Origin of the sequence: Xenorhabdus indica, assembly GCF_014467235.1 — a bacterium.
GTDB classification, from domain to species: Bacteria; Pseudomonadota; Gammaproteobacteria; order Enterobacterales; family Enterobacteriaceae; genus Xenorhabdus; species Xenorhabdus indica.
The window spans coordinates 1-22,907 of record NZ_NKHP01000023.1 but is presented as its reverse complement, the minus strand read 5'-3'; the positions used below and the strand labels follow the sequence as shown (position 1 = coordinate 22,907).

At 42.3% G+C, this 22,907-nt stretch carries 22 protein-coding genes and 1 pseudogene; 13 read left to right on the top strand and 10 right to left on the bottom strand.

The features are described from left to right. Nucleotides 1-116 precede the first annotated feature (116 nt). From Xind_RS15610 to Xind_RS15590, 5 genes are all read left to right on the top strand, one after another. Entirely contained in the window at nucleotides 117-560 is a 444-nt protein-coding gene (locus Xind_RS15610; protein ID WP_187650438.1) for a PTS sugar transporter subunit IIA, read from the top strand. A gap of 29 nt (nucleotides 561-589) precedes the next feature. Beyond that, nucleotides 590-877 (top strand): PTS sugar transporter subunit IIB, encoded by a 288-nt coding sequence (locus Xind_RS15605; RefSeq protein WP_047682345.1) that lies wholly within the window; start codon nucleotides 590-592, stop codon nucleotides 875-877. Between the two features lie 12 nt (nucleotides 878-889). Further along, nucleotides 890-2,146, top strand: coding sequence for a PTS ascorbate transporter subunit IIC (locus Xind_RS15600; protein WP_047682347.1), 1,257 nt, complete (start codon nucleotides 890-892; stop codon nucleotides 2,144-2,146). 90 nt (nucleotides 2,147-2,236) lie between these two features. Then, a complete protein-coding gene (locus Xind_RS15595) occupies nucleotides 2,237-2,395 on the top strand; it encodes a hypothetical protein (RefSeq protein WP_156115369.1) in 159 nt (52 codons plus the stop codon). Between the two features lie 82 nt (nucleotides 2,396-2,477). Then, nucleotides 2,478-2,681: a hypothetical protein gene (locus Xind_RS15590; protein ID WP_246432571.1), complete on the top strand. Its 204-nt coding sequence runs from the start codon at nucleotides 2,478-2,480 to the stop codon at nucleotides 2,679-2,681. Nucleotides 2,682-2,770: 89 nt separating this feature from the next. Here the strand turns inward: Xind_RS15590 and Xind_RS15585 are convergent, their stop codons facing one another. From Xind_RS15585 to pgaA, 8 genes are all read right to left on the bottom strand, one after another. Then, nucleotides 2,771-3,778, bottom strand: coding sequence for an EAL domain-containing protein (locus tag Xind_RS15585; RefSeq protein WP_231571432.1), 1,008 nt, complete (start codon nucleotides 3,776-3,778; stop codon nucleotides 2,771-2,773). Between the two features lie 320 nt (nucleotides 3,779-4,098). Further along, complete coding sequence (yfiB, locus tag Xind_RS15580) at nucleotides 4,099-4,584, bottom strand: outer membrane lipoprotein YfiB (protein WP_047682353.1); 486 nt, start codon at nucleotides 4,582-4,584, stop codon at nucleotides 4,099-4,101. Then, complete coding sequence (dgcN, locus tag Xind_RS15575) at nucleotides 4,581-5,843, bottom strand: diguanylate cyclase DgcN/YfiN (RefSeq protein ID WP_047682355.1); 1,263 nt, start codon at nucleotides 5,841-5,843, stop codon at nucleotides 4,581-4,583. Before dgcN ends, yfiB begins: the two co-directional genes overlap by 4 nt. A 4-nt stretch (nucleotides 5,844-5,847) precedes the next feature. Then, nucleotides 5,848-6,312 carry a regulatory sequestration protein YfiR gene (gene yfiR, locus Xind_RS15570; protein ID WP_047682357.1) on the bottom strand — a complete coding sequence of 155 codons (465 nt, stop codon included), beginning with the start codon at nucleotides 6,310-6,312 and terminating at the stop codon, nucleotides 5,848-5,850. 303 nt (nucleotides 6,313-6,615) lie between these two features. Next, nucleotides 6,616-7,047: a poly-beta-1,6-N-acetyl-D-glucosamine biosynthesis protein PgaD gene (pgaD, locus tag Xind_RS15565; RefSeq protein ID WP_187650437.1), complete on the bottom strand. Its 432-nt coding sequence runs from the start codon at nucleotides 7,045-7,047 to the stop codon at nucleotides 6,616-6,618. Then, nucleotides 7,047-8,372, bottom strand: coding sequence for a poly-beta-1,6-N-acetyl-D-glucosamine synthase (pgaC, locus tag Xind_RS15560; protein WP_047682363.1), 1,326 nt, complete (start codon nucleotides 8,370-8,372; stop codon nucleotides 7,047-7,049). The genes pgaD and pgaC overlap by 1 nt, the downstream gene beginning before the upstream one ends. After that, nucleotides 8,365-10,401, bottom strand: a complete 2,037-nt coding sequence (pgaB, locus tag Xind_RS15555) for a poly-beta-1,6-N-acetyl-D-glucosamine N-deacetylase PgaB (protein WP_187650436.1) — start codon at nucleotides 10,399-10,401, stop codon at nucleotides 8,365-8,367. Before pgaB ends, pgaC begins: the two co-directional genes overlap by 8 nt. 10 nt (nucleotides 10,402-10,411) lie before the next feature. Beyond that, nucleotides 10,412-12,913, bottom strand: coding sequence for a poly-beta-1,6 N-acetyl-D-glucosamine export porin PgaA (gene pgaA, locus Xind_RS15550; RefSeq protein WP_187650435.1), 2,502 nt, complete (start codon nucleotides 12,911-12,913; stop codon nucleotides 10,412-10,414). 868 nt (nucleotides 12,914-13,781) lie between these two features. Between pgaA and Xind_RS15545 the strand changes: the two genes are divergently transcribed. From Xind_RS15545 to Xind_RS15510, 8 genes and pseudogenes are all read left to right on the top strand, one after another. After that, nucleotides 13,782-13,961, top strand: coding sequence for a hypothetical protein (locus tag Xind_RS15545; RefSeq protein ID WP_156115370.1), 180 nt, complete (start codon nucleotides 13,782-13,784; stop codon nucleotides 13,959-13,961). Further along, nucleotides 13,906-14,124 (top strand): annotated as a pseudogene (locus Xind_RS15540) (chorismate-binding protein); the annotation flags it as partial. The gene Xind_RS15545 and the pseudogene Xind_RS15540, both read left to right, overlap by 56 nt. 130 nt (nucleotides 14,125-14,254) lie before the next feature. Next, complete coding sequence (menD, locus tag Xind_RS15535; RefSeq protein ID WP_187650434.1) at nucleotides 14,255-15,964, top strand: 2-succinyl-5-enolpyruvyl-6-hydroxy-3-cyclohexene-1-carboxylic-acid synthase; 1,710 nt, start codon at nucleotides 14,255-14,257, stop codon at nucleotides 15,962-15,964. Beyond that, nucleotides 15,961-16,821: a 2-succinyl-6-hydroxy-2,4-cyclohexadiene-1-carboxylate synthase gene (gene menH / locus Xind_RS15530; protein ID WP_187650433.1), complete on the top strand. Its 861-nt coding sequence runs from the start codon at nucleotides 15,961-15,963 to the stop codon at nucleotides 16,819-16,821. Before menD ends, menH begins: the two co-directional genes overlap by 4 nt. Nucleotides 16,822-16,833: 12 nt before the next feature. Further along, nucleotides 16,834-17,691, top strand: coding sequence for a 1,4-dihydroxy-2-naphthoyl-CoA synthase (menB, locus tag Xind_RS15525; protein ID WP_047682374.1), 858 nt, complete (start codon nucleotides 16,834-16,836; stop codon nucleotides 17,689-17,691). Further along, the gene (gene menC, locus Xind_RS15520; RefSeq protein WP_187650432.1) at nucleotides 17,691-18,695 is read left to right on the top strand and encodes an o-succinylbenzoate synthase; all 1,005 of its coding nucleotides are present in this window, start codon (nucleotides 17,691-17,693) and stop codon (nucleotides 18,693-18,695) included. Before menB ends, menC begins: the two co-directional genes overlap by 1 nt. Further along, nucleotides 18,673-20,094: an o-succinylbenzoate--CoA ligase gene (gene menE, locus Xind_RS15515; RefSeq protein ID WP_047682377.1), complete on the top strand. Its 1,422-nt coding sequence runs from the start codon at nucleotides 18,673-18,675 to the stop codon at nucleotides 20,092-20,094. The genes menC and menE overlap by 23 nt, the downstream gene beginning before the upstream one ends. 112 nt (nucleotides 20,095-20,206) lie before the next feature. Continuing rightward, the gene (locus tag Xind_RS15510) at nucleotides 20,207-20,749 is read left to right on the top strand and encodes a YfaZ family outer membrane protein (RefSeq protein WP_187650431.1); all 543 of its coding nucleotides are present in this window, start codon (nucleotides 20,207-20,209) and stop codon (nucleotides 20,747-20,749) included. Between the two features lie 49 nt (nucleotides 20,750-20,798). On the opposite strand, the gene tyrP is transcribed toward Xind_RS15510, so the two are convergent. After that, nucleotides 20,799-22,004, bottom strand: a complete 1,206-nt coding sequence (gene tyrP / locus Xind_RS15505) for a tyrosine transporter TyrP (protein ID WP_047682381.1) — start codon at nucleotides 22,002-22,004, stop codon at nucleotides 20,799-20,801. A gap of 659 nt (nucleotides 22,005-22,663) precedes the next feature. After that, nucleotides 22,664-22,907, bottom strand: a 244-nt coding sequence (locus Xind_RS15500; RefSeq protein ID WP_187650430.1) for a tail fiber assembly protein, incomplete at its 5' end; no start/stop codon positions are given.

Genomic DNA, 22,907 nt, shown 5'->3' with positions numbered 1-22,907 from the left:
CTTTTTCCATCGGTATGTTTGATTTGCAGTGACTATGCTTGTACTCAGTGACGTACTTTTGAAAATATTTTATAGATGTACTGTTGGCGGAAAACACGTTAAATCAGGAGCATTCAATGTTAAAAACACTACTGAATCGTGATGTTATTCAATGGATTCCTGGTGTTAAAGATTGGCAAGAGGCCATTGAGTTAGCCTGTCAGCCGCTTATCGATAATGCAGCGATTCAGCCGAGTTATGTCGATGCCATTTATCGTGCCCATGAAGAGTTTGGTCCTTATTACGTGATTGGTTCAGGTATTGCGATCCCCCATGCGAGACCGGAGCAGGGAGCCAATCGTCTTGCCCTGAGCCTGACGTTTATCAAACAAGGTGTCATGTTTGGCTCTGTGGAAAATGATCCGGTCAAGTTACTGTTCGTATTTGCTACAACAAACAGTGATAGCCATATAGAAGTGATCGCTGAACTTGCAGGATTATTTGATGATCAGCCAAAAATCAATCGATTAATGCAGGCTAAAAACCAAGACGAGATTTTTTCTATTGTTCAAGAATATTAACCAATATTTTTATTTAACAGGAAAATAAGATGAAAATTACCGTTGTTTGTGGTCATGGTTTAGGGACCAGCCTGATAATGGAGATAAGTATTAAAAATATTTTGCAGGAATTAGGCGTTGAAGCCAGTGTTGAACATACAGATTTAGGTTCAGCAAAAGCGGCCAAGAGCGATATTTTCATTGCGACAAAAGATATTGCAGAACAACTGATTAAACAGCAGATAGCTCAGAAAATCATTGTATTAGAAAATATGTTAGATAAATCTGCCATGAAAGTGCGTTTATCTGCGGTATTGCAAGAACTCGGTAAATTGTAGTTGGAGAAAAATATGGATTTCTTCCGTTTTTTGATGAACGACGTACTGGCAGAGCCTGCGATTTTAGTCGGGCTAATTTCATTAATTGGTTTGGTAATGCAGAAACAGCCTGTGACGGAGTGCATCAAAGGAACAGTAAAAACTATACTTGGATTCGTTATCTTAGGTGCAGGAGCGGGCCTGATAGTGACTTCATTAGGTGGATTTGCCACTATCTTTCAAGATACCTTTGGTATTCAGGGAGTTGTACCAAATAATGAAGCTATCGTCTCGATAGCGCAGAAAAGTTTTGGTAAAGAGATGGCGATGATTATGTTCTTTGCTATGGTGATTAACATTCTAATTGCCCGTTTCACACCTTGGAAATTCATCTTCTTGACCGGGCATCACACTTTATTTATGTCGATGATGGTGGCGGTTATTCTTTCTGTAGCAGGAATAAATAGCACGATGCTGGTTGTGATCGGCTCAATTGTTGTTGGTATTTCAATGGTATTTTTTCCAGCGATTGCTCATCCTTATATGAAAAAAGTGACAGGCGCTGATGATGTGGCACTTGGTCATTTCTCAACACTTTCTTACGTCTTGGCGGGGTTTATTGGCAGCAAATTGGGTAATAAAGCGCATTCTACGGAAGAGATGAACGTACCTAAAAGTTTATTATTTCTGCGCGATACTTCTGTCGCCATCGCTTTAACTATGGCGATTATTTTTATTATCACCTGTTTATTTGCTGATCAGGAATTAGTCCGACAAGTCAGCGGTGGAAAAAACAGAGTGATGTATTCACTGATGCAATCAATCACATTTGCAGCGGGTGTTTATATCATTTTGCAAGGCGTCAGAATGGTGATTGCTGAGATCGTGCCTGCATTTAAGGGTATTTCCGACAAATTAGTACCGAATGCCAAACCTGCACTGGATTGTCCAGTGGTTTTTCCTTATGCACCAAATGCTGTTCTGATTGGCTTCCTGAGCAGTTTTATTGCCGGTGTTGTTGGCATGTTTATTCTCTATTTGTTGAGCATGACTGTGATTATTCCCGGTGTTGTCCCTCATTTCTTTGTTGGTGCAACCGCGGGTGTTTTCGGCAATGCAATGGGAGGAAGGCGAGGGGCGATCCTTGGAGCGTTTGCTCAAGGGTTATTGATTACATTTCTGCCTGTATTCTTGTTGCCTGTTCTGGGAAGTATCGGTATTGCTAATACCACATTCAGTGATGCGGATTTTAGCGTAGTAGGGATTTTATTGGGGATGATTGTTCGTTAATTTTCTAACTTTGAATCAAAAATACCCTTGTCCATGCTGCTAAAATAGAGTTTTAGACTCACCTGGTAATATGAAATAGAGGCTGGACGAATGGAGAACTATAAAAAATATACTATGGATAAGACCGATCGAATATTACAACCTGCCATTGGCGGTGAATTAATATTATTAAGTAATATAGTATTTTCACAAGAAGGCAGATTTGAATTATTGGAAAAAATAGATGATTGGGAAAATCGGGGTGATTAAGCGAGCGACAGCGTAAACAACAAAAAACCACCGTTGAAGCGTTCTGGTGTGCCATATAACACCATCAGGAAATTATGAACCCGTGATGTCATTTGCCAATACTGATGATAGAGACATCGATCTTATTACACTCGGCCAAGAAGCCGTTAAAGAATTTGAAGGAACAAATTCTGATTTTATTGAGTATTTAATGAATGCCAGTGGCTCCGGTGGTGTGCGCCCTAAGCTTAAGTGGCATTATGGCCTGATATATATCATTAATTGCTACTATGGTAATAATTTTTAAGAAGGTATTGAAATAAGTATTTTAATCTGGATGCAGATATCTTTTAAAATTATTTTCTATAATCCTAAAATTAAGAATAGTTGTATTATTTACTTCAACCATTTATTAACAAATTCTTCCAATGACACGGGACAATCAAAATAATACCCCTGCAAATAGTTTATGGAATGGTCTCTTAGTTGATCCACCTGTTTTTGGTTTTCAATGCCTTCTGCCACAATTTCTAAATTCAGTCGCAATGCTAAGTCAATGATATTTTCAACAATATGCTTCGAAATCATATCCGTATTCATTTTGCTGATGAAGTTATGACCTATCTTCACCATATTAACATTCAATTTTTGTAAATATGTGTGGTTTGAATAACCTGTGCCGAAATCATCTAAAGCGATTAATACACCTAATTCATCTAATTTATTAAATAGTTTAATCGAGTACTCATCCGGCTCCAGTAATTCTCTTTCTGTAATTTCTAATATCAACCGGACAGAATTCTCAGGGAATGCTCGTAGAAAATCACGACAATCATCTAATAAGCTGGCTTCTTTATAATGTTTTGCACTGATATTGAAACTAAAATGAAAGTTTTTAGGTAGCTGATGGGTAAGCGGAACAAAGAAATTCCGTACTTGCGTGATTAAATTACGTGTTAGAGGAACAATCAAATCTGATTTCTCAATTTGCACGATAAAATCTTTTGGTGTCAATAGCCCCTGTGCAGGATGTTGCCAGCGTACAAGGATCTCACATCCGATGATGGTGTCACTTTGGCTACAAATAATAGGTTGTATATAAGGGATAAATTGTTTATTTTTAATGGATTTTTTTAATTGATATGTCGGAATAATAACAGTTTTAGTGTATTGATATAAAAAGATGGTGGATAAGAGCATGAATATTGCCAATGAAAGCAAAACGCCCTCCAGCTCCATATCAGGCTTGATATTATTCTGATAATTGGAAAATACTTTCCATAATATATTGCCAACACTTAATGTGATGACGATGAATAATACCACAAATACCCGATACAATGTTCGGTATGATTTAAAATTCAGCCCCATCATTTCTCCTTTTTGATAAAGCCCATTACCCAACAGTAGACTTACCGTCTAATTTTGTAAAATTCTGTGAGCTTGTTGTTTATAAAAAATAGTTTTCTGTTTGAAAAAACAACGTCGGCTATCTTACAGGAAGATATTGAATACAGGAAATATATATAGCTGTATGGCGAGGATCGGCTAATAGATTGCGTAATTGATGGGTTATTATTGCCATCCTTGGCGAAATAATTAAATTATTTTATTGATTAATGCCAATCTTTTATCAGATTATTCCTTACTTTATTTATACTCATTGTCTTCCAAGTCGCCGCTTTGTTGGTTGCATCTTGTAATCCATAAGGTATATAAGTGATTTACTGAGCAGTAATCACAATCGCTACACGGCGGTTTTCTGCCCGGCTTTTTGAGCTGCGGTTATCTGTAATAGGTTGGCTTGGCCCCAAACCACGGGTTTTCAGGTTGGATCTTTGCATTCCTCCACGTGTCAGGGCATCCGCAACAGTGTTAGCCCGCTTTAGTGAGAGCTGGTTGTTATAGCTCAATTCACCATAATTGTCTGTATGACCATCCAGGCGTGCGTGATGAATACCGACTTTAGATAAAGCCGCCGCCAGTTCTATCAGCTTTGCTTCACCTTCAGGACGTAAATGATATTGATTATTACCGAAGAGCACTTTTTCTGACATGCCAAACAGCCATCCTTCGTCAGTTTGATGAAATCCCTGCTGTTTAAGGATTGTGATCTGTTCTGCCGTTAGGTTCCCTTTATTCTGGCAGGCATTAAGGAGAAGAGGAGTAATAAATGCAATCACAAATATAAAAACACGGTTTTTTATCATGATGAATTCCTGGATAAATAGTTTATTTTTGTTGTATCAACGGAATACCAGCCACCACCTCGTTGTTTGATGTGATACATGGCAGCATCTGCTTCAGAGAGTAGTTGTTCTGCTGTCAAATCACCATTTGACAGGGCGATACCAATACTGAGTGTGATACGCAGGTGTTGGCCACTGGGGAGCTGAATTGGAGTGTCCATGGCGTGGATAATATTTTTTGCGATTCTTTCTGCATCTTCCAAATTGGCTGAAGGTAATAAAATAGCGAACTCATCACCACCAAGACGAGCGACAGTATCCGTTTTTCGTACTTTCATTTTTAAGGTATCAGCTATTGTGATCAGGACGTGATCACCTGCTGCATGTCCATAGACGTCATTAACATATTTTAATCGGTTGCCATCAATAAATAAGATCACTGCGCTTTCACGCATGAATTTATCATTCATCACAGTCGATAATACGCGTTCAAAAGTGGCTCTATTGGGTAACCCTGTAAGGGAATCATGTTGAGCCTGCCATGCCAATGCTGCTTTTTCAGTTTGTAAATGGTGTTGCCATTCTTCCAATTCTTCAAGCAGATGGTTAAAAACCTGACTTAATTCATGAAGTTCTGCAATTTTGGCGGAAGGAACACGTTGTGAAAAAGCACGTCGTTGCCGGACATCATGGGCAACACCAGCAATGTTTTGTAATGTCCTGACAATACCATCGTGCATACGCAGGGAGAGATAGAGTGAAAGTATGGCGCTAATCAGTAAACAAGCAAATAGTACCAATAAGGCTTGATAGATAAATTTGATGATGTGTTCACTATTGCCGATTAACCAAACCGAACCCACCTGTTGTTGATGGTGATATATGGGAAAAGTGATCGGCTCAGGGAAAATCCAATATTCAAGCAGTTTCTTGAAATTACCGGTTCGCGTTGTTTTATTGGCTTGCCAGCTCGCCAAAATTTGATTTTTGGCATCGAAAATTTTCGCTTCTGTAAAATTATTATGAGCCGCAATCATCTCCAATATTTCGTTCGCGGCTGTTTTATCATTAAATACAACTGCAGCCTGAACGGTATGAGCTATTGTTGATGAGGTCTGCTTTAAGTTATTTTCAGCATATTTCTGCATGGCAACTAGCGCCAGTAATGAAAGAAACAGGCCGACAACGGATAATGTAACAAAAGTAATGATCAAATGAATACGATGAACAGCTTGACGTAAGGTCGGGCGTGATGGCATTAGTGAATAACGCTTTTTCATACAGTTATTCCGCCTTGCGAGCCAATTGCAGGACATTTGGATCTACGCGTACACCACTGCGTGTCAAAATATCGAGATTAAGGTTAAACGTCGTTTGTGTACTGTCAATATTAAGACAAAATGCACTACCGATTTCACAATGTTGGTTTTGTTCAGCAATTGTGAGAAGTGGTTTGCTATTTTTTTGACTAATCACTTGATGTTGAAGTATAGGGTCAATTTGACCGTAATAAACAATATCACATTTCTCTAATAATTTTTCTGCGTTGAAGTTCAGAATTTCTACTTGTAATTTTGTATCATCAGTGGGCATATTGATGTTGGCTAAGACATCAATGTAATTAGATGGTGCGACCAGACACAAATGTAGCGTTGAACGTGTGACGGGCCAGTGTGTATAACTGATAATACCAGAAACGACACGTACAACGTTTTCATTGAGTTTTATTTTTTCTTTAGCATCAGGCATGGCTGTTACTATTGAATTACACATCACAATGGTTAAGCAAAAAATCGTTAGTACCCGTAGAAATACTTTGGAAACGTAACGTCTAACAATACAATGAGTCCATTCAGTCAAGCACATAACAAGTTCCAGTATTTGCTTTTCATTTAATCCAGATAACAAAATTATTGATGGAATATACCCTCAATTAGAACCTATCTCATCATAGTGTTTTTGCAAGTGTTATAATTATCAGACACAAGTAGCATTTGGCTGAGATAGGTTGCAAAATGTTTAAGCGATAGGAAGTTTTAATTTCCTTGCTAATTATTTGCTGACTAATTGATTTGATTTTTCAGTTATTCCTATCATATGTCCATGGGTATTATAAGTGATACTGGAAACTTTGCCTTGATTTAGTCTGTTCATTAATTGCGGTTCTAAAGAAAAACTCTTTGCCAATTCTTCATTATTTAATACAGGTCGATGGCGGCGACGTTCTATACGAAAGCGGATTTGATTGTATCTCGCCCACCCGATCAACAGGAGTGAATTAAATATGGCGATGATAATATAAAGTACAATTGAACTTACTTCTGAGGTAAATACAGACGTAACAGGTTTTGGGCCATGATGGGGCGAATTAAATAGCCCCACTATGAATAAATAGGTAAATCCAGCCCACGCTATAATGGTGAGTATAATATCAATAAGACGAGGTAATAATCTTTGTTCTGTAAATATCAACGGATCTTTCATTATTCTATTCTCTCTATTCCACGATCAGGGCTTTCCCAACGGGCACGTTTCCGGCGTACTTTAAGCATGACTTTGGGGAAAGATACAAGTGTAGTGAACAGATTCAGCATCCAGTACACCATTGGATACCAAATCACCCAGAAAAGTGATGATGCAACGTGTTTTTCATAACGTCGTTCAATGACCAGACTGACAATAAATTGGATCAGGCAAGTTACGGCTAATACCAACCCTGTATATCCAGGCGGGAAGAGTGTATAGACGCGGATATTTTCGGGTAATGTGACAAACATGCCGAGGAAAAACAAAATAATTGAGAGGGCAAAGGTAAATGACCAAATGACGGAACAGCAGAATTCCGTAAATAATACCCACATACGGCGATATTCCCATGACCAGAGTTTACGCAGGTTTTTGAGAAATACTTCAGCTCCGCCCTGTGCCCAGCGTAGTCTCTGTTTCCATAACCCCCGGAGAGTTTCGGGCATCAGAATCCAACAGACAGCGCGAGGCTCGAAGAAGATAGACCAGTGGTGTAATTGTAGCTGCCAACTGACGTCAATATCTTCGGTAATCATATCATTGCTCCAATAGCCGACATCAGCAAGAGCACGGCGGTTAAAGGCGGCAACAACGCCAGAAACGGTAAATACCTGACCATAAACCCGTTGGGTACGCTTGATTAAGCCTATGATAGAAGAAAACTCACCTACTTGAATCCGGCCAATCAAGGTAGAACGGGTACGGACACGAGGGTTGCCTGTGACCGCACCAACACGAGGGTGATCGATCATGGGTTTTACCATCCATACTGCTGCGTCGCGATCTAGCAGAGCATCGCCGTCAATACAGACCAGATAATCACTGCTGGCAGCGGCAGCTCCTGCCTGAAGCGCTGTAGCTTTCCCCTGATTTTGTTCTAAGTGTATTACTTTCAAGGCGCTATGCTGTTTAGCCATCTCATTGAGTTCATGGGCAGTACTGTCAGTTGAACCATCATTGATTGCGATCACTTCAATGTGAGGATAACGCTGGTTTAGTGCTGCCCGTAATGTTTCGCGCACATTTGGCCCTTCGTTATAGCAAGGGATCAAAATAGATATCAGGGGTTCCCCTTCCAAGTGGGGAGGGACGTCGTTTTTTTTCCAGTGTCTTTCACGATAGAACCAGAAATAAATGCCTCCTGAGATCCAGATAGCAGACATGAATAATGGCCAGAAAAACACAAAATGCAGCATAACCTCACCTGTAAAGGTGATGGCGATACCGACCGGAATGCTCAATACAATGCAGAGCACAATAAAAGCAAGAATACGATCAATCATTTAGTGGATACCATTCTGGAGAAAGAACAGGACGGATTTTGTTCATTTCTGGTTGGTTATTAAGAAAGTCATCAGGGTAGTAACCAAAATTTTGTGCGCCATTCAGTTGTAATTGACGCATCCATTCAGCCATTTGTTCGCCTGGTATCGCTCTTTTATTTAATGGTTTTCGCCAGTCAACAGCCTGAAGCTCAAAAACTGTTTTATCCAGTGCTTCCGGGCGTTGGGCAACAGCTTTCACTAAACGGGATAGCCACTGATTACTTTCTGATAGCGATATTTTTTCCATTAATGGCATTGCCATTGGTGCAACCCAATCATAATGGGTAAGAAAATCGTCCAGATTTTGAGCAAACCACTCTTCACTATCCGGCTCCAGAATAGGCAGGGCGAAAATATTACGGGCCGTTTTTACTTGATAACCACGGACTGATTTAACGGTTTGAGTCAATTCTTGCGTGAACTCAGTCAGATATCGGCTCTTGAAACGGCTCCAACGGGCAAACTGTTCCGGAGCCTGACGAATTTCGGCAACAGATGCTGGAAAACCAGCTTGTTGATAAACGTTAATTGCATCCGGACTGGCATCTTCAAAGTCTGACATGACAGCATCATCGTGATACAGCACACCCTGAAATATGGAATGAGCAGCTAAGTCTTGGTAAATCTCTTTAATCCTCCGGCGGTTTTCCGGGTTATAAGGAGATAAACGACGATATTGTGTTTTACTCACGGATAACTTGCCATTATCTTCGTTATAGTTCGTTACGCGAGGCAGTGAAGGTTCTAATTCAAATGCCAGAACTGGCATCCACGCATAAACATCAATATTCAACCGACTATGCAGTTGCCAGGAAACCCGGTTAAATAAATCTGCCCGCATCGGTAACCAACGGTTAGGGAAATAAAGCTCATAGATATTGCCATCGCCTTTAGGATCGGCAAATGCTTGCAGGAAGACAGTATTAACACGAAGATCAGCAACACGTTGTACTAGCTGATCGAGATTGCGTGCTTGTTGAATAGGGTCAGGATCATACACATAATCCAGATCAATATGGGCAACACGTAGGATGCGTTTATTCTGAACCTGAATAACCTGTTCAGCGAACTCTTTTAACGTTGGGTTATTAGTGAGCAATATTCGCGGAATGTTATTTAAGTTTTCTGCCTTGGCCAGTCCATTGTCGAGTGTCAGTGCCATTTGATAACCATGACGTTTGGCAATATCCAGAGTAACGCCGCTATCAATGCCGTAAGGCCAGACCCAGACGCGTGGTTTTTTGCCTGTAGCAGAAACGATTCTCTGGGTGATTGTGGCGACATCCTGTTCCATGCGTTGGCGGAATTTCTGATCGCTTTCATATTTACCTGTTTTGGGATCATAGATCCGGATAGCGGCGGCAGGTTCAGTATTGCCTTGTGGATTACCAATAGCACCATAGTGGTGCTGATAGGTATGAGAAGCAATCTCCACCAAACCAGAACGGGACATTTCCGCAATTTGTTCCCAGGTCGTAAAGCGTTCCCGTGATACCTTCAAGCCACCAAAATTCACCGGCTTTCCTGCGGGAACATCAACCCAAATGCCGACTGGTGCCAGAATTGCAGGCCAGTTATAGGCTTTTAGCAAGGGAAAAACTCGGTGATAAAAACTGCTGTAGCCATCATCAAAAGTGAGTAGCACAGCTTTTGGGGGTAATGGGGTTCCTCCCTGATTGGCAACGAGGATCTGATCAACGGTAATAGGTTGATAGCCATTTGCGCGCAGCCAGGCAAATTGTTCGTTCAGCGCACTGGTACGAACTGACATAAATCGTTGATCAGCTCCGTCATCTTCAACTTCATGGTAAGCCAGTACGACGAAACCATTGTGAGGCCAGGGGCGCTCATTCATGGACAAAGGGCGCTCTGCTGGTGGAACGAATTCTGGTTTTTCAGCATAGGCCATGATGCTGAGTTGCGAAATAAACAGGCTAACCAGCAAAGCTGAAATCATTAACCAATAGCGAATTACGTTGAAAGTCATAAAAAATCCTTTAGAACCGATAGATCAAATCAAAAGCAGCTTGCAGGTTTTTTTCACGTTTACCGTCATAAGGGCGTTTATCCAGCGTGATCCTCACGCCTGCATCCACAACATCATTCCACTTAATACGTTGCCCATAACTCACGGTCGTTATCAGCCCCCCGCCATACCCGTTCTGCCAGTATTCACCGATACCAGCCGCGAGCTGCTGACTCCAAACGGTTTGGTAATGCCGATACATGATGTGGTCGGCTTCCAATACTGGCAGGAAGGTAAAATCATTTTTTGGATTGAAATAAGGGGTATTTTGTTTGCTGTTATGTGTCGTACTGATTTCCAGTGTGGCATCGAGTTTCAGGTAAGGTGCTGTGTAGATGCGTTGCATACCGTCAATAGCATATGCAAAGCGATTATTGCCATCAGAAAAAAATGAAGGAGCAAAACGAGCTGTCCACTGGCTGCGCTCACTGTGTCTCCAACGGGTATAAAGTTGCCCGCCATTGGCGTAGATATTATTGGTTAATGCCCGTAAAGGAGTATTACGAGCCAGACGTTCCGCTGAACCTCCCAAACGCCATTGGTCATTTAAATCATACCATCCGGCAAAACGCAGACCGACTTTATTGCCATGACGATAATGACGGCCAGAAACTTCGCCTTCCAGCCAAATATCCCGTGCCCGCCATTCTATACCACCACGTAAATCACGGTTTAAGCCACGGCCTTCACTGAATTGGCTGCGGTTATAAGCACCGCCAGCAAACAAGCGCCAATTATCATGAATAGGAGGGCTATAAATGACAAGATCAATGTCTGAACTACTTTTACCACTCGTGGGGCTGTCTGAATCAATACCCTGATTAACTCTGACACGCAGTTCTGACATGTGATGAACATTACGCAGACGATTAAAACGTTTGGCCAGCATATTTTCAGGGGCGCGGGTGATGACATCATCAGACAGCAGATCGACTTGTCGCCATTCTTGTAATGCTAAAGCGGTATAGCCTTGCTGAATTTCCAATGACAAATTACGGTGATCAAGTCCCTCGATTTGTTTCAGTTCCCTTTCTGCCTGACGTGGCCAGCCACGATCCAGCCAGACGGCTGCCAGATCAATACGTAATTTCTGATTACCAGGAGCGGTACGAGCCAAATGGGTAAAACGTCTTTCTGCTTCGGGAAGATATTCATGCAGTTGGGCTGATTCAGCCAAAAACTGTTGCCCTTGCAACCAGTTGTCGTTAGGCACCCGGATTGGAGAACCGTAAACATTCGTCATATAAGCATTATGTTGCTTGATATTAGTTGCCAGTTGTTGAGCTTCATTAAGGTGTTCACTCTCCACATTGGCATAAAAAAGAACGCTATCATCTTCCTGTGTGATATGGTGCACTGGTGTTTTTTTATCTGGATATTTTCCATTTGGATAATTCAGTGGACGCAGGATATCCCTTGCTTTATCTGGCTGGCGGAGGTTCAGATAGGCAGACGCAGCCCATTTATGCGCGTAATCCGGTATAACGACGTTTTTTTCTGTCTGGGAAGGTTGTTGCAGGCGTAAATACTCTTCAATGAGTTCCTGAGTCCGGAAACGGGCAAGCAGTGCGCCGAGGCGATCAATACGAGCACGTCGATAGTCTTGTTGGGCATCTGGTTGTTTCCGCCATTGATTGAGCATATGTTCATAGCGGGCAAGTGCTCTATCAGCGATATCAAATCGTTCTTTTTCACTACGGTTGGGGATCATTGCAAGGCGAACTAACTCTGCCGCAGCGTCAGCTTCCAGTTTGCGTTGTTGGCCGGGGGATAACTGTAATTGTGTGGTGTGTTTTTGTTCCAGTAACCAGGCCGGACCATTCACCCGGTTGTTTTTCAGACTGAACAGATAATCGTGGGTTGTAGCCTTATCTTTGGGGAAACGTTCGTGGGCGATAGTGAGCATCTGCATGGCATCCCATGAGCGCCCGGCGGCTTGATCCACATAGGCCATTAAACGGTAATTAGCAGCACTGGTTTGATGGGACAGTAAGTTTTTTGCCAGACGACGGGCTTCACTGTCTCGCCTGGCATCTGCCAACGTCATAATCAAACCCGCTTTTATAGCGTGGTTGTGTTTTTCAAGAATTGAAGCCAGGTGCCATAATTGAATGGCTTGATTCCACTGGCGCTGATTGCGATAAGCGCGTGCGGCAGCGGCGATCCCTCTGGCGGGTAATTCCATAGCATGATAGCGTTGCCAAAGATTAATCACTTCATTGTCATGACCCGCCCAGCTTGTGACCTGTAACCAATCAGCTACCTGAGAAGGAGAGAGTTTCCGCCGTTTTTCTTCTTGACGAATATATTCAAGTATGGGGATGGTATTGCCACTTCTGGCTCGTTGAATTAATGCATCATAACCCGCTGTCGCGGCCTCTGTTGTTATTAGACAACTTAGTGATATAAATAACGATAACAGACTATACCGATATCTAAGAAAGCCTATCGGCCTAAAATAAAGATATAACACGGCGTCCCCTTTTTATACTGCTTATTTATTTAAAAAAACAGCAGAATCAGACGAAATAAAATTGAATTTTGATTAAGACAAGCATTTTGTTTCTTCATTTTGGAAGAGGCAAAATAATACGTATTGTGTGGCTTTATATCAATGGGTATTTTTTGAAAAACAATAGACATAACATCAAGGCAATATTGTTTCTTGATTTTATTATGGGTTAATAAGTAATACCTTGTTGTTATTTTTTTATATAAAATAAAGGCATTATATTTAACCTGTTGTTTTTAATTGTTTTTGAGAATTTTCTTATAGTATTTTTAATTTAATATTTATGAATGAAATTAACCACAATAAAAAATGTTAATTATGAATGTGAATATTTTTCATTGCTGATATTTTTGGTGATTATTATCAGTAGGTGATTTGTTTTTTCAAACTTACTTTTGGGTTTTGAGAATGATTTTATTATCTTTTTGCAAGTGAGAATTATATTTTTGGTTTTTAGTGTGATTAAATTCATAAACATTAAATTAGTCATTTTCTGATAACTAAGTTTGGCATGTTAGCCTTGTGTTGTTTATTTTTAGAAATAGGATTCTATCGGTGTCAATAATGTGATTCTTAATATATCACTGATTTATTTAAAGAAAATTTGCAATTATTGATTTGAGTAATAAAAATAGGCAATAAGTCAGTAAAAATGGTGAAGTTATCGTTAGATATTCAGATCAAAACCAACCGCATAAACAATCAGATAAATAATAAGTACTTTAATAATTCCTGGTGACTCGTATAATTTTGCGTTTTATTAAGTTATTAGTGGGGAAGTTTGTGGATCAGATTGCCAATGTTATCGCTGATATATGCGAAATCCTTAATGCCAAAAATGTTAGCGAAGTTGGTATTCAGTCGTTCTGCTTTTCTTGCTTCGACCCCAGAACGACTTTATTACCGCTATCAGTTACAGATATTTACTGAAACATTAGCAGGAACGACGGCAATTTCACCGTGGCTGGTATGCCGGATCTGTGGGGTATTTATGTTTGGCGCAGAATGAATTTGCTGTTTCGTTGTGATGCGCCTATATAAAGGGTGATTTATTGTCATTATGTGCGGGAGCAGGCATTGTTTCTGGCTCTGATCCTGAGCAGGAATGGATAGAAATTGAGAATAAAGCCGCAGGACTACGTTCATTGCTAGGTAACTCAGCAAATGAATAAGTTCATGGAAATAACGTCAATTACATGGCATTTCTTTGAGCTATAACAAAGAAGGCGTTTTTAAGAGAATAAGCGTGAAGAATGTCTTATATAATTCATCTTATTTTTGAAAGAAGTTTTCGAACACTCTATGTCAAACAGCGCACTGAACCGTCGTTGGGCGGAACTTTTACTGGAAGCACTGACTCGTCATGGTCTGCGTCATGTCTGTATTGCTCCTGGTTCTCGTTCCACACCATTGACACTTTCCGTTGTAAAAAAAGCTGCCGCAGAGAACGGTAAACTGGTATGTCATACCCACTTTGATGAAAGAGGGCTAGGTCATCTGGCGCTAGGATTGGCAAAAGCGAGTCAGGAACCCGTTGCTGTTATTGTGACGTCAGGAACCGCAGTGGCTAACCTGTATCCTTCCCTGATTGAGGCCGGATTAACCGGTGAACGGTTGGTTTTTCTCACTGCGGACAGACCACCGGAATTAATCGATTGTGGTGCGAATCAGGCTATTCGCCAGAGTAATATTTTTGCCTCACATCCGGCTCAAACACTTTCTCTGCCACGACCGACCATCGATATTTCAGCCAGTTGGTTGGTTTCTGTCGTTGATAATGCGATGTTAAATCTGAAGCAAGGAGGGCTGCATATCAATTGCCCTTATGCTGAGCCGTTATATGGTGACGATGAAAAATATCAGGCATGGCTGCAAACGCTAGGTAATTGGTGGCAAGGCCACCAGCCGTGGCTTAAGCAATCAGTAACGCACATTATTGCCAAAGTAGCGGATTGGGATTATTGGCGGAAGAAACGCGGTGTCGTACTGGCAGGAAGAATAGGAGCCGAAGAAGGGAAACTTGTTGCACAGTGGGCGAAAGAAATGGGCTGGCCATTGATTGGAGATGTGTTGTCCCAAACAGGTCAACCTTTGCCTTGCGCTGATTTGTGGCTGAACCATCCCTGTACGCAGGAAATCCTGGCAAAAGGGCAGTTGGTTATTCAGTTTGGCTCCAGTCTGACCGGAAAAAGATTATTGCAGTGGCAGGCCAAATGTCAGCCAGAAGAGTATTGGATTATTGACCCTATTATGGGAAGGCTTGATCCCGCTAATCATCAGGGACGTAAGTTTACCTGTCATGTGGCTGATTGGTTACGGTATCACCCCGCTCAAACAGAGATGCCTGATGTTTTTGAGACGAAGGTTTCTTGGGCGAGTGAACTGGGGATTTGGTCTGAAAAAGCATTCGGCTGTGTTAGCGCACAATTGGCCGGAAAATTCAGTGAGGCAGCGGTTGCTCATCAGCTACATCAATTATTACCGCAGCAAGGGCAGTTATTTGTCGGCAATAGTTTGATTGTCCGTTTGATTGATGCGTTAGGACAACTCCCTGCGGGTTATCCGGTTTACAGCAATCGTGGTGCAAGTGGAATTGATGGGTTAATAGCGACTTCTGTCGGTGTGCAACGGGCGACCAGTAAGCCGACTTTAGCGATTATTGGCGATATTTCTGCGCTTTATGATTTGAATAGCTTAGCTTTATTGCGGGAAAGCGTTTCACCTATAGTGTTGTTTATCGTAAATAATAATGGCGGCCAAATTTTTTCATTACTGCCTACACCACAGGAAACACGCCAGCGTTTTTACTGTATGCCGCAAAATATCAATTTTAATCACGCTGCCGCCATGTTTGGTTTGAATTATAGTGCGCCACAAAACTGGTCTGAATTGAAACAGTCGTTTGAACAGGCATGGCAGCAAAAAACAGCAACAATCATTGAATTAATCGTGACAGATAACGAAGGTGCGATATGTCTGCAAGAGTTGCTGAAACAGGTGACTGAACTATGAAATTGGCCGGTCAGATAGTCAATGCAGAGACAGTGAATGTAGATAGGAAGAACACATGGCTGGTTTGGTTACATGGTCTGTTGGGACGTGGCAATGAATGGTTGCCCATCGTAACCGCCTGTAACCAATATGCTTCTTTATTGATTGATTTACCCGGTCACGGTGACTCTGCCGATATTACGGCTGTGGGGGATTTTGCAGAGATGAGCAAGCTATTGAACGAAACTTTGCTTGCATATCAGATCCACGATTACTGGTTAATCGGCTATTCACTTGGTGGACGGCTTGCTATGTACTATGCAGTTCAAAACCAGGCAGTTCAAAACCAGGCAGTTCAAAACCAGGCAGTCCAAAATCAGGCAACTCAAAACAATACGACTCACAGTTACCAAAAAGGATTAAGGGGAATAGTGGTAGAAGGGGGAAATCCGGGGCTGTTTTCCCAGCAGGAGCGCGAGGCCAGATTGTTGCATGACAGGCATTGGGCACAACGTTTTCGTGAAGAATCCATGTCGGCAGTTTTGACTGACTGGTATCAACAACCTGTATTTGCAGATTTGTCACCGGAACAGCGCCTCCGTTTTATTCATCTTCGTAGCCGAAACAAAGGCTGTAGTATTGCTGACATGTTAGAACGTACCTCACTTGGGCACCAGCCTTGGTTAGTGCCTGCATTACAAAAAATAGCAGTGCCTTTTGCTTATTTATGTGGTGAACACGATCAGAAATTTAAAGAAATTGTGAAGCGGTATGCACTGCCATCAAAAATAATTCCCCAGGCTGGACATAATGCTCACAGCAGCAATCCTGCGGGTTTTTCTGCCGCAGTGAACCATTTTTTATCACTTTTTGGTTAAGGAAGTTCAATAATGCTCTATCCAAGCGAAGAAAAATTATATTTCCCGATTGAATGGCAAGATTGTTCCAGCGGGTTTGAAGATATTCTTTATCATAAATCTCCAGACGGTATCGCCAAAATCACGATTAATCGTCCGCAAGTGCGTAATGCTTTCCGTCCTCTGACCGTTAAAGAGATGATTCAGGCACTGTCTGATGCCCGTTATGACGATAGCATTGGCACAATTATCCTGACAGGAATGGGAGAAAAAGCATTCTGTGCGGGAGGCGATCAGAAGATCCGTGGCGATTATGGTGGTTACAGAGATGAAGGCGGAACACATCATCTGAACGTATTAGATTTTCAACGCCAAATCCGTACCTGTCCAAAACCCGTTGTTGCTATGGTTGCCGGATATGCTATCGGTGGAGGGCATGTATTACATCTGATGTGTGATCTGACCATTGCAGCAGACAATGCAATTTTTGGTCAGACAGGCCCTAAAGTGGGTTCATTTGATGGTGGCTGGGGAGCATCTTATATGGCGCGGATTGTGGGGCAGAAAAAAGCCCGTGAAATCTGGTTTTTGTGCCGCCAATACAATGCTCAGGAAGCGCTTGATATGGGATTGGTCAATACTGTTGTTCCTTATTCTGAACTGGAAAAAGAAGCAGTACGCTGGTGCCGTGAAATGCTGGAAAACAGCCCAACAGCATTGCGTTGTCTGAAAGCTGCATTGAATGCGGATTGCGATGGTCAGGCTGGTTTGCAGGAGTTAGCGGGAAATGCCACCATGTTGTTCTATATGACTGAGGAAGGGCAGGAAGGACGTAATGCGTTCAACGAAAAACGTCACCCTGATTTCAGTAAATTTAAACGTAATCCATAATGCGTAAAGCAACCTTATATCAATACAGCCTGCCTATGGAGGCAGGTGTTATCTTACGTTACCAACGTCTGAAAACCCGTGATGGTTTGTTAGTGCATGTGCAGGAAAATGGTAACCATGGTTGGGGAGAAATTGCCCCATTGCCGGAATTTAGTCACGAAACGCTTGAACAAGCCTGCTGTGCTGCGGTGGAATGGTTAACACACTGGTGCCAAAGTGAAACAGGGCAAAATAAAGAGCCAGAGCAGAGTGAATTACCTTCTGTCGCATTTGGTATCAGTTGTGCTCTTGCTGAATTACAGGGCGAACTTCCCGCAGAGGCCAATTATCACAAAGCACTATTATGTACGGGGGATCCTGATGATGTGATCTTGCATCTGGGAAAAATAGCCGGGAGGAAAATGGCTAAGGTGAAAGTCGGGCTTTATGAAGCTGTACGGGATGGCATGGTAGTTAATCTCTTACTGGAAGCCGTACCCGATCTACAATTGCGCTTGGATGCCAATCGCAGTTGGACGCGAGCGAAAGCTGATGGATTTGCGAAGTATATCAATCCTGATTATCGGCAGCGTATTGCTTTTCTGGAAGAACCTTGTAAAACCCGCGAAGACTCACTGGCATTTGCCCGTGAGACAGGTATTGCCATTGCATGGGATGAAAGTGTTCGTGAAGCAGGTTTCACAGTAGAAGCCCAGGAAGGGGTTACCGCGATCATCATCAAACCGACGTTAGTAGGTAGTATTACCCGTTGTCGCCAATTGATCACCGAAGCTCATCAAGCCGGGTTGGATGCTGTGATAAGCTCAAGTATTGAAACCAGTTTTGGTCTGACACAACTGGCCCGCTTAGCATATTGGCTAACACCAGAGACCCTGCCAGGGCTGGATACACTCAATCTGATTCAATCGCAACTTATCCGTTGCTGGCCAGACAGTGATATGCCTTGTATGGAATTAGACGAACTGGAAGTGATGTGGAATTATGAATTCATTAGTGTCGTTTAATCAATGGCCATGGCATCATTGGGCGGTTTGTTACCCAGAAAAACAGGCAATTTGGTTGTGTGACAACGCAATAACCTGGCAGGAATTGGCAACAAAAATTAACACTATTGCGAATTGCTTCCGGCTACAGGGGGTATCACAAGGTGATGGTGTGATCCTAAGAGGCAAGAACAGTGCAGATCTCTTGTTATGTTATCTTGCTGTTCTGCAATGCGGTGCAAGAGCCTTACCACTCAATCCTCAACTTCCTGAATCGTTGTTGACAGAATTACTTCCTCACCTAAATCTGGCATTTGTGGCTGATTTTACCGGCTTACCTGTATCGGCCATTCAGGCAACGGAACTCAACTGGCAAACTGAGTTTACAGTTATGTCAGGTAAAAAAGTGTCAGGTAAATGTGTTTCATGGGATATCAATCGCCCGGCTAGCATGATCCTGACTTCAGGATCTTCCGGGTTGCCCAAAGCAGTCGTGCATTCTATTGGTGCTCACCTTGCCAGCGCACAGGGTGTCCTTTCACGCATAGATTTCCAGCCGGATCATCGTTGGTTGCTGTCGTTGCCACTATTTCATGTCTCTGGTCAGGGAATACTTTGGCGCTGGCTATTGAAAGGCGCAGAATTGGTATTGCGGGATATGTACTCTCTGGATAAAGCCTTATCGGGTTGCACGCATGCTTCATTAGTACCGACTCAACTGTGGCGCTGGCTTTCCCAACCTCGTAACCATGATCTGACTTTGAAAGATGTGTTATTAGGCGGGGCAATGATACCGTTGGAACTTATTCAACAAGCTGAGCATATTGGGATCCGCTGTTGGTGCGGTTATGGCTTGACTGAAATGGCATCAACAGTCTGTGCAAAACGCGCAGACGGCTTATCGGGAGTAGGAACGCCGTTACCGGGAAAAGAGATCCGTTTGTTGGATGAGGAAATACAGATACGGGCAGACAGTATCGCTATGGGTTATTGGTTTGATGGAAAATTAAAACCATTAGCCAAAGAGGAAGGCTGGTTTCCGACCCGTGACCGGGGTGTTTTTAAACAAGGCGAATTGTGTGTTTTAGGACGTTTTGATAACCAATTTTTCAGTGGTGGTGAAGGTATTCAGCCGGAAGATATTGAGCGTATTATTAATCTGCATCCCCAAATTCAACAAAGTTTTGTTGTTCCAGTGCCTGATACTGAATTTGGGCATCGGCCTGTTGCAGTGATCGAAACACATGATCCTCAACTTACAAAAATACTTGTTAATTGGCTTTCCGATAAACTTGCTACATTCCAACGACCTGTAGCTTGTTATTTGTTACCAGAACATTTGAAAAATGGCGGGATAAAAACTTCACGTCAACAGATCAAAGAATGGGTACTGAAACGATCCAGTGTTTACATATCTTGATGAATCTAAATAGTTTATTACATTCATAATCTATAGTGTTTATTGGATTTCAGTAAAATGGCTCACGAATATTAGCAACGACCATAATTACTGATTGAGAAGAGAGAGAGATATGAAAGGTTTTATTGCTGTCAGTGCAGCCAGTTTGCTCTTTGTGGCAGGTACTGCAAATGCAATTTCTATGAATATAGAAGCAGGAAAACACTATACCAGCGCATCTGCGGGAATTGGTGATAAAAATGCCGGATTGTCCCTCAATGGAAATTGGACTCGCAGTGATCATAATGGCCAGTTAGGGAGCTTGGGGGCTGCTTTTGCTTTGCCAGTTGGTCCGATAACAGCAAGTGTTGGTGGTAAAGCTCTCTACTTGTCACCAAAAGTGGGGAAAGATGGTGCTGCCTTGGCTGGTGGTGTTGGCCTCAGTTGGGAAGTAATGCCTTCTTTGTCATTATACGGTGAGGCTTATGGTGCTCCATCGGGTTTAACTTCTGGCATTGATTCTTATACTGAAGCAACTGGCGGAATTCGTTATACTCTCTTTAAACCAATAACCATTAATGCTGGTTATCGGGTTATTGATTTGAAAGGAAAAAATGGAAATCGCAATAATAAAGTGTCAGACGGTTTTTACATCGGAGTAGGTGCGAGTTTCTAACATATTTTAAATTAGGGTTATCCGCACCATTAAAGATGCGGATAATTATTTACCCCACTTCTGGCAGTATACCTGTGACAATTCCAATCTGAATGACAATTACAGCAAGGCCACAAAGAAAAACTAATATCAATGCGAGGTTACCACCCTTGACACGATATCCACCCTGATTTTCTTCACGGCTGCGCCAAACCAACAGGCAAGGAAGTAACAGAGCCAGAATAGACAGAGCAACAGCAGCGAATGTCAGCGCCATAACAAAGTTAGGGTAAAACAGGGCGCAAAGCATGGGGGGAATAAAAGTCATCAAACCAGTTTGCAAACGTCCTTTGGCGTGGTTACGGCGTTTTAGCAGATCAGCAAGGTAATCAAACAGACCGAGTGAAACCCCAAGGAAGGATGTTGCCAGTGCAAGGTCGGCAAACAGGTGGACAGCAAGTTCTACTTTTGGTGAGGCAACAACTTCTCTGACTGCCTGCAATAAGCCGTTTAAACCAGATTGTTGTGCAAGAATACCGACAAAGGTGTTGGAAGAAATGGCTCCAAGAGTAACCAATTGCCACAGGATGTAAGCGCCCAACGGGATAGCACTACCGATGATAAATATCTTCCGTAGCTTATTTGTATCTCCTTTCATATAGGAAACAATACTTGGCACACTGCCGTGAAACCCGAAGGAAGTAAAAATCACCGGAATCGCAGACAGTACAAGCCCTTTTTCTATTGGCATGGATATTAGATTGATTTTATCAACATGAGGCATCATCACACCGAGCACGACTAGCAGAAAAATGATTTTGGCGGTAAACAGTAGGCGATTAATTAAATCAACAGATTGCGTGCTGATACAGACTACACCTCCGGCAACTATCGTAAACACGATGATCCCGCCAGAAACAGTAATTGTTTTATCCATCCAGGCGGAAAGGCTGACAGCCAGCAATTCACCTGCGCCACTGATATAGGCTGTTGTCAGGGCATACATCAGAAATAGCATACTGAAACCTGTTAACACCTGTCCGCCGATCCCCAAATAGCGTTTGGCAATGGTGCCTAAGCCTGTATTGGCTTGATTATGTTGATAAACTTCTACCAGCAAAAGTGCAGTGTAACTCATCAATGCCCATAAAGTGATTAACATGGCGAGTGTTGTTCCAAAACCTACACCTGCCGCAGCCAATGGCATTGCCAGCATCCCAGCTCCAATCGTCGTCCCAGCGACGATAAAAATACTGCCAATAGTGCGATTCCTCACGCGATCCTCGTCTCTGAATATGTTGGAAAAATAGTTATAAGACAGGCAGGGTAAAGGATTGATTTATGGCTGTCAAATTTATAGTACATACGATGTAAATAAATAATTACACTGTATGTCGGTGGAAAGAAAACAATAAAAACGGATAATTTCTTATTGTTGTTTATGGGAGCATGATTTGTATGAAAGAGGAGAGTATTTGGGAGGAAACATAAATTTCAAAGGTAGTTTTCACCTTAACTCGCCATAGTCAGGTTACTACTGCTTTATATATCTGCTCGATAGCTCATCCCTGTTGCTAAAATAATTAGCACTGAGATACCCGTGTTTTTAGCCTTATGTTTGTATTTTGTCAGCGTCCGACTGAAAAATTGAACCTGATAAAGAAGTTAGAAAAAACAAAAAAGAAAAAACCCGTTATCCTGAGATAACGGGTTATTCTTGTATGGTGCCGGCTACCGGAGTCGAACTGGTGACCTACTGATTACAAGTCAGTAAGTTTAACTTTAAGATATTGATTTAATTGAACATTATCACTCTATAATTCACTGTTGTGACATGTAAGTACCTGATATTGGCACAATATTGACATATGGTGTGCCACAAAAATGACACACGACTCGGATACGATAATAGGGCAAGGAAGAGATAACACCCCCTCACTTCGGCGGTTCCGGCCATGTGATATCGGGGGCAGTGGAACAATCTACCCGGTTGAGCAGGACGCGGTATTTTTTCCAGGCGACAAGAGCCGCTTTTTCTTCCTTCGTGGCCATGTCGAGGTCAGCGGCGTCCTGTAGTGGCGCAATGGTATTTGCCACCTGTGACATGCGATAACGCTTTTCTGATTCGGCCTGTTGCTGTAGCTCCTCCGGTGTCGGCGGGGGTAACTCAATCAAGGTA

What these genes read in the sequence shown, in the direction of transcription:
- pgaC (WP_047682363.1), bottom strand. Translation starts at nt 8,372, where the DNA reads ATGATTGATCGTATTCTTGCTTTTATTGTGCTCTGCATTGTATTGAGC.
- Xind_RS15595 (WP_156115369.1), top strand. Translation starts at nt 2,237, where the DNA reads ATGGAGAACTATAAAAAATATACTATGGATAAGACCGATCGAATATTA.
- Xind_RS15545 (WP_156115370.1), top strand. Translation starts at nt 13,782, where the DNA reads ATGCCAAAAATGTTAGCGAAGTTGGTATTCAGTCGTTCTGCTTTTCTT.
- menB (WP_047682374.1), top strand. Translation starts at nt 16,834, where the DNA reads ATGCTCTATCCAAGCGAAGAAAAATTATATTTCCCGATTGAATGGCAA.
- Xind_RS15610 (WP_187650438.1), top strand. Translation starts at nt 117, where the DNA reads ATGTTAAAAACACTACTGAATCGTGATGTTATTCAATGGATTCCTGGT.
- Xind_RS15510 (WP_187650431.1), top strand. Translation starts at nt 20,207, where the DNA reads ATGAAAGGTTTTATTGCTGTCAGTGCAGCCAGTTTGCTCTTTGTGGCA.
- Xind_RS15600 (WP_047682347.1), top strand. Translation starts at nt 890, where the DNA reads ATGGATTTCTTCCGTTTTTTGATGAACGACGTACTGGCAGAGCCTGCG.
- pgaD (WP_187650437.1), bottom strand. Translation starts at nt 7,047, where the DNA reads ATGAAAGATCCGTTGATATTTACAGAACAAAGATTATTACCTCGTCTT.
- yfiR (WP_047682357.1), bottom strand. Translation starts at nt 6,312, where the DNA reads ATGCCTGATGCTAAAGAAAAAATAAAACTCAATGAAAACGTTGTACGT.
- Xind_RS15605 (WP_047682345.1), top strand. Translation starts at nt 590, where the DNA reads ATGAAAATTACCGTTGTTTGTGGTCATGGTTTAGGGACCAGCCTGATA.
- menD (WP_187650434.1), top strand. Translation starts at nt 14,255, where the DNA reads ATGTCAAACAGCGCACTGAACCGTCGTTGGGCGGAACTTTTACTGGAA.
- dgcN (WP_047682355.1), bottom strand. Translation starts at nt 5,843, where the DNA reads ATGAAAAAGCGTTATTCACTAATGCCATCACGCCCGACCTTACGTCAA.
- yfiB (WP_047682353.1), bottom strand. Translation starts at nt 4,584, where the DNA reads ATGATAAAAAACCGTGTTTTTATATTTGTGATTGCATTTATTACTCCT.
- menE (WP_047682377.1), top strand. Translation starts at nt 18,673, where the DNA reads ATGAATTCATTAGTGTCGTTTAATCAATGGCCATGGCATCATTGGGCG.
- menH (WP_187650433.1), top strand. Translation starts at nt 15,961, where the DNA reads ATGAAATTGGCCGGTCAGATAGTCAATGCAGAGACAGTGAATGTAGAT.
- pgaB (WP_187650436.1), bottom strand. Translation starts at nt 10,401, where the DNA reads ATGACTTTCAACGTAATTCGCTATTGGTTAATGATTTCAGCTTTGCTG.
- menC (WP_187650432.1), top strand. Translation starts at nt 17,691, where the DNA reads ATGCGTAAAGCAACCTTATATCAATACAGCCTGCCTATGGAGGCAGGT.